The organism is Sphingomonas sp. (assembly GCF_019242355.1).
Taxonomy (GTDB): domain Bacteria; phylum Pseudomonadota; class Alphaproteobacteria; order Sphingomonadales; family Sphingomonadaceae; genus Sphingomicrobium.
This window is the reverse complement of the sequence record NZ_JAFAVR010000222.1, coordinates 1-5,633: the sequence shown is the minus strand read 5'-3', so window position 1 is coordinate 5,633 and position 5,633 is coordinate 1. Positions and strand designations below refer to the sequence as shown.

Annotated in this window: 4 protein-coding genes; all 4 read right to left on the bottom strand. The window is 66.9% G+C overall.

Annotation, left to right across the window (positions count from 1 at the left end):
* The coding region (locus JOZ79_RS10990) for a methyltransferase domain-containing protein (protein ID WP_294074064.1) at window positions 1–608 on the bottom strand (608 nt) is incomplete at its 3' end.
* Complete coding sequence (prfB, locus tag JOZ79_RS10985; RefSeq protein ID WP_294074063.1) at window positions 598–1,725, bottom strand: peptide chain release factor 2; 1,128 nt, start codon at window positions 1,723–1,725, stop codon at window positions 598–600. The genes prfB and JOZ79_RS10990, both read right to left, overlap by 11 nt.
* Window positions 1,726–1,763: 38 nt before the next feature.
* On the bottom strand, window positions 1,764–4,397 hold the full coding sequence (locus tag JOZ79_RS10980) for a PBP1A family penicillin-binding protein (RefSeq protein WP_294074062.1): 2,634 nt from the start codon (window positions 4,395–4,397) through the stop codon (window positions 1,764–1,766).
* Between the two features lie 39 nt (window positions 4,398–4,436).
* Complete coding sequence (locus JOZ79_RS10975) at window positions 4,437–5,324, bottom strand: N-acetylmuramoyl-L-alanine amidase (RefSeq protein WP_294074061.1); 888 nt, start codon at window positions 5,322–5,324, stop codon at window positions 4,437–4,439.
* Window positions 5,325–5,633 lie beyond the last annotated feature (309 nt).

Here is a 5,633-nt window from a genome sequence, read left to right as displayed (position 1 = left end):
CGGGCGAAGCGGACGGCCTTCAGTCCGATCGCAGCGAATTCGCATTTCAATTGCTCTGGCGGGATCCCATGCCGCTCTGTGGGCCGGTCGGAATCGACCACGATGAACTGACCGCCGGGCTTCGTCGCCTCGCGCACGTGCCAAAGGAACGCGTAAGGCGACTGCACCTCGTGATACATATGGACGAGAAAAACGCGGTCGATGGAGCGAGCCGGAAGCATCGGATCGTCCGCCGTGCCGAGCTTGACCGCGACATTGTCCAGCCGCTCGCTCTGCACGCGCTCGCTCAGCTGGTCACGAGTCAGCGGGACGATATCCTCGGCCAGCACTCGGCCCTTGAGCCCCACGACCGGCGCGAGCCGGATGGTGTAATAACCCTGGCCGGCGCCGACGTCGGCAACCCACATGCCGGGCTTCACACCGGCAAGTCGAATCACTTCCTCGGCCTCGCCGAGCTTGTCGCGCGCATCCTCGGTCGAGAAGGTGCTGCTGACCGTCGGTGCGACCGGCCGGTTGGCCTTCGGGAACTGGGGCTGCGCGGACTCCTGCCGGCAGCCGCCGAGCATCAGCGCAAGCAGCGCGCCGATGGAAGCGGACTTAGTCCACATCCTCGACCTCGACCGTCTCGCCGGTCACGCGCTGCGACAGGGCTGCCGCCATGAAGCGGTCGAGATCCCCGTCGAGCACGTCGGACGGCGCAGTGGACGTCACTCCGGTCCTCAGATCCTTCACCAGCTGATAGGGCTGAAGCACGTAAGATCGAATCTGATGGCCCCAGCCGATGTCGGTCTTCGCGGCGTTGGCGGCGCTGGCCTCGGCCTCTCGCTTTTGCAGCTCGGCTTCATACAGGCGGGCCTTCAGCTGCTTGAACGCCGAGGCCCGGTTCTTGTGCTGCGAGCGTTCGTTCTGGCAGGCGACGACGATTCCGGTCGGAATGTGCGTGATGCGCACGGCGCTGTCGGTCGTGTTGACGTGCTGACCGCCCGCGCCCGAGGCGCGGTAGGTATCGATGCGCAGCTCCGCCTCATTGATCTGGATGTCGATATCGTCGTCGACCTCGGGATAGACCCAGACGCTCGAGAAGCTGGTGTGGCGGCGAGCGTTGGCATCATAGGGGCTGATCCGGACCAGCCGGTGAACGCCGCTCTCGGTCTTCAGATTGCCATAGGCGTTCTCGCCCTTGACGAGGATGGTCGCCGACTTGATTCCGGCCTGCTCGCCCGAATGATGGTCGATCAGCTCGACCTTGAACCGGTGCCGCTCGCCCCAGCGGCTGTACATGCGGTGCAGCATCTCGGCCCAGTCCTGGCTTTCAGTCCCGCCCGCCCCGGCGTTGATCTCGACATAGGCATTGTTCGCGTCGGCCTCCCCGGCGAGCAGCGCCGCGACCTTGTCCCGTTCGGCCCGTTCGGCGAGCTCGGCGAGCTGGCGGACGCCGTCATCGACCAGGTCGCTGTCGCCTTCGCTCTCGGCCATCTCCATCAGCTCGGTGGTGTCGGCGAGCTCCTGCTCGATGGCGCGGGTTGCGGCAATCGCCTCGTCGAGCCGGCGCCGCTCGCGCATGACGTCTTGCGCCGCCTTGGGATCGTCCCACAGCCCCGGGTCCTCGACCATCCCGTTCAGCTCCTCGAGGCGCCGAATCGCGCGGTCCCAGTCGAGGAACCGGCGGAGCAGGGCAGTCGCTGCGTTGATCTGGTCGATATGGGCCTGCGCTTCAGCGCGCATGATGAATCAGCTTTCGTAAGGACGGGTCGGGAACGCGGTTATTGAACGCTGTTCTGGGTTGGCAAGCCGCCGGTCATCGGCGGCGCCGGATTCGCTGTGGGAGCAGCGGGGGGCGGCACGGCGGGCTGTAGCTTCGGCGCCCGCGGACGCTCGCCGGCAGTCGTCGCGACTTGCGGCTGCGGCCTCGGCTGCGGTTGCTGCTGCGGGTTGGCGCCGGGCGCATAGGGATCGCCCATCGAGCCATGGAGGCTGCGCCTCGGCTCGGTCTCCGGCTGGAAGGCTTCCCAGATGACACTCGATGTCGGGTCTTCCGTGGTCGGGAACGTGCCGAACACCTTCTTGCCGCTCGCCCGGTCGATGCGCACCCACCGGATGCCCGGAGGGGCGATGAACGGAACCTTCGGCTGGTCCTTGAGCGCGGTCTGGGCCCATTGCCGGAAGACCGGCGCCGCGATCCGGCCCCCCTGGGCATAAGCGCCCATCGGCCGCGGATTGTCGTAACCCATGTAGACGCCCGCGACGATGTCGGGGGTGCCGCCGACGAACCAGACGTTGGTCGGGCCGTTGGTGGTGCCGGTCTTGCCGAACAGCGGCCGGTCGAGGTCGCGAAGGACCGTCGCCGTGCCGCGGATGATGACACCCTCCATGACGTGAACCATCTGAAAGGACGCCATCGGGTCGAGCAGCTGGCGGCTGCGGTTGGGCGGACGCGGCATCGCCTTGCCGTCCCAGTCGGGCGCGTCGCAATTCTCCATCAAGGCGCAGCGGTTGTCGGCGCGGTAGATGACCTTGCCGTGGCGATCCTGGACATAATCGATCGTCGTCGGTTTCACCGAGCGCCCCTGATTGGCGAGCACGGCATAAGCATTTGTCAGCCGGGCGACGGTCGTCTCGCCCGCGCCCAATGCATACGAGAGGTAGTTTCCGTAATCGCCGACGCCGAGCTTTCGCGCGGTATCCGTGATCTTCGGCATCCCGATCGCCGAGGCGGCCCGCACCGTCATCAGGTTGCGCGACTGCTCGAGGCCCCAGCGCAGCGTGTGCGGGCCGGCCGAGCGGTGGTCGAAGTTGACGAAGCACTTGTTGCCGAGGCCGGCGCCCTGCCAGACGCAGAACGGCGCATCGAGCTCGATGGTCGCCGGCGTGAAGCCGTTCTCCATCGCCGTCACGTAGACGATCGGCTTGAACGCGGAGCCCGGCTGCCGGAGCGCCTGAGTGGCTCGGTTATAGGCCGAGCCGACCACGTCGAACCCGCCCTGCATCGCCAGGATCCGGCCTGTGTGCACCTCCTCGGCCAGCATTCCGCCCGAGATCGACGGCACGGAGCGCAGCGCGTAGCTGCCGGGTGACGTCTGCTTGACGATGATGACCATGCCGGGATGGAGGAAATTGAAGGCGGCTCCGCCGACGCCACGCTTGGGCATCGATGCGCTCGAGGCCGGCAATGTGCCGCGCGAGCCGTTGGTGAAGCCGATCGTTGCCGCTCCGCCCGACTTGTCGAGGACAACTGCCTTCAGCCAGTCCGGATAGCCGGTTCCGACCGGAGCCCGATCGAGGGCCGCCGCCCAGTCCTTGTCGAGATCGAGGCTCATCCCGAGGTCGGACCAGCCGGAACCGCCATAATTGGCGAGGCCGTCGCGCAGCGCCTGGGCGGCCGCGTCCTGCATCGTCGGAATCATCGAGCTGCGCACCCACAGGCCGCCGCCGTAGAGGCTGTCCGGGCCGTTCTCCGGCGCCTCGCCGAACTGCTTGATCAGTTCGCGGCGGACCTCCTCCATGAAGTAGCCGCCCTGCTGCCGGAACTTGTCGCTGCTGCCGTAGCGGATGGTCCCGAGCGGGGTCGCAGTCGCGGCCTGCCAGTCCTCCTTGCTGATGTAGCCGTTCTTCGACATCTCCTCGAGCACGTAGTTGCGGCGGTCGAGGGCCCGCTGCGTTTCACGTTCCGGATCATAGTTGGCGGGCGCCTTGGGAAGCACGGCCAGATAGGCGGCTTCGGGCAGCGACAGCTCGTTGACGTCCTTGTCGAAATAGGCGCGCGAGGCGGCCTGGATGCCATAGGCGTTCCGGCCCAGGAAGATCGAGTTGAGGTAGAGCTCCAGGATCTGCTGCTTCGAAAGCGTCGATTCCAGGCGGAAGGCGAGGATCGCCTCGCGTGCCTTGCGCCCGACGTTGTAGCTTGAATCCCTGAGCAGATACTTGGCCACCTGCTGGGTGATGGTCGAACCGCCCCTCGCCCGGCCGCCGCCGGTGATGCTCTTGGTCGTATAGTCGAACACGGCGCCGATCAGCCCGGTGAAGTCGATTCCGTGGTGCGAGAAGAAGTCCTTGTCCTCCGCCGAGATGAAGGCGTGAACGACGAGCGGCGGAATCTCGTCATAGGCAAGGTCGACACGGCGTTCGCGGGCGAAGGTCTGGATCGGCTCGCCGTCATAGCCGCGAACGTTGGTCGGCAGCGGCGGCTCATAGGCCAGCAAGGTCTCGGACGAGGGCAGGCCGGCGGAGAAATAGAGCCACATTCCGGCGAACAGGGCGAAGAGGACGAGGAAGGTCCAGACCGGCCAGCGTACGCGCCGCCTCGCCCACAAGGGATCGACGCGATCGTGCATCCGCCGATTGAAGGCGACCAGGTCCGGAAGCTGCCAGGACGGGACGGTCAGTCGGTCGAACTTCATTCCGTTCGGCGTCTAGCGCCTTCCTGCGACGGAGAGAAGTCAGGACTCGATGCGGGACCGGGTCGCGACGTCGGCCTCGATCGCCTGAGCCAGCGCAAGGACGATCGCCTTGCGGTGCTCGGGGTCCCGGAGCAGCAATTCGTCGTCGGCATTGCTGATGTAACCGGCCTCGAACAGGATCGCCGGCGCGGCTGCTCGGCGGAGGACATGGAAATCGGCGAAGCGGTGCGGCTCGGGCCGAAGCTCGAAGCGCCCTGCGGATTTTCCGGCGACGCGCGTCGCAAACTCGGCAGACGCGTTCATCTGGTCGCGCATTGCAAGATCCGAAAGCATGGCCGCGACGCTGCCGCCGCCTGCCTCGTCCGAGCCGCCTCGATTGTCGGCCGCAGCCGCTCGCGCCGCCTCCGCGTCCGAGGCGACGTCGGACAGCGAATAAATGGTCGCGCCCCTCGCCAGCGGGTTGGGAGCGCTGTCCATGTGCAGCGAGACGAAGGTGCTCGCGTCGAGGCGCTGAGCGACAGCCGCGCGCTCGTCGAGGGTCAGGTAGCGATCGTCGTCGCGGGTCATTGCGACCCGGACGCGGCCGCGCTCGACGAGAGTATCACGAAGCTCCCGCGCAAGGGCGAGGGTCAGGTCCTTTTCATGGACCTGGCCAGAAACGCTGGTGGCTCCCGGGTCCTGGCCGCCATGTCCGGCATCGATGACCACGATTGGGCGTCCAACGGCGGAGGGTGCAGCGTAAATGCGGTCGGAGACGGCCGCCGGAAGTACCATCGTGAGCCGGCCCGTCCGCGCTTCGCCGACGGCAGCGACGGCGCGATTACGGTCAGGCGTCGCGCCGGTGCGCCCGGCTCCAGCGAGGAGCAGCGCGGCCACGGTCACGGCGCCGGCAATCGCCGCGCCGGCGGCCACCGTCCTCGTGATCATCGGCACCATCAACCAGTCCCCGAGCCCTTCCCTTCCGGCAACCTATCACGCGCGCATGGTTAATGGAAAATTATGCTGGCGTGTCCGGTTTGACGGCCCCGGCGGTTGCGGCGTGCACCGCCCGGTGCTAACTCCCCCGATGCCGGCCTCCGCCGGCGAATTGCCGCCTGTCGGTGCGAAAGACAGCGGCTCCCACGAGGTTGACGCTCGCATGATGCCACAGAACGCCCCGGCCGCGCTTTCAAGCGATGCCGCAGGCGCTTTTCCCGCGCCCGAATGCGCGATGGCACATGCAGCAGAGGCACTTTC

Coding starts and splice junctions, on each gene's coding strand:
- prfB (WP_294074063.1), bottom strand. CDS start 1,725: ATGCGCGCTGAAGCGCAGGCCCATATCGACCAGATCAACGCAGCGACT.
- JOZ79_RS10980 (WP_294074062.1), bottom strand. CDS start 4,397: ATGAAGTTCGACCGACTGACCGTCCCGTCCTGGCAGCTTCCGGACCTG.
- JOZ79_RS10975 (WP_294074061.1), bottom strand. CDS start 5,324: ATGATCACGAGGACGGTGGCCGCCGGCGCGGCGATTGCCGGCGCCGTG.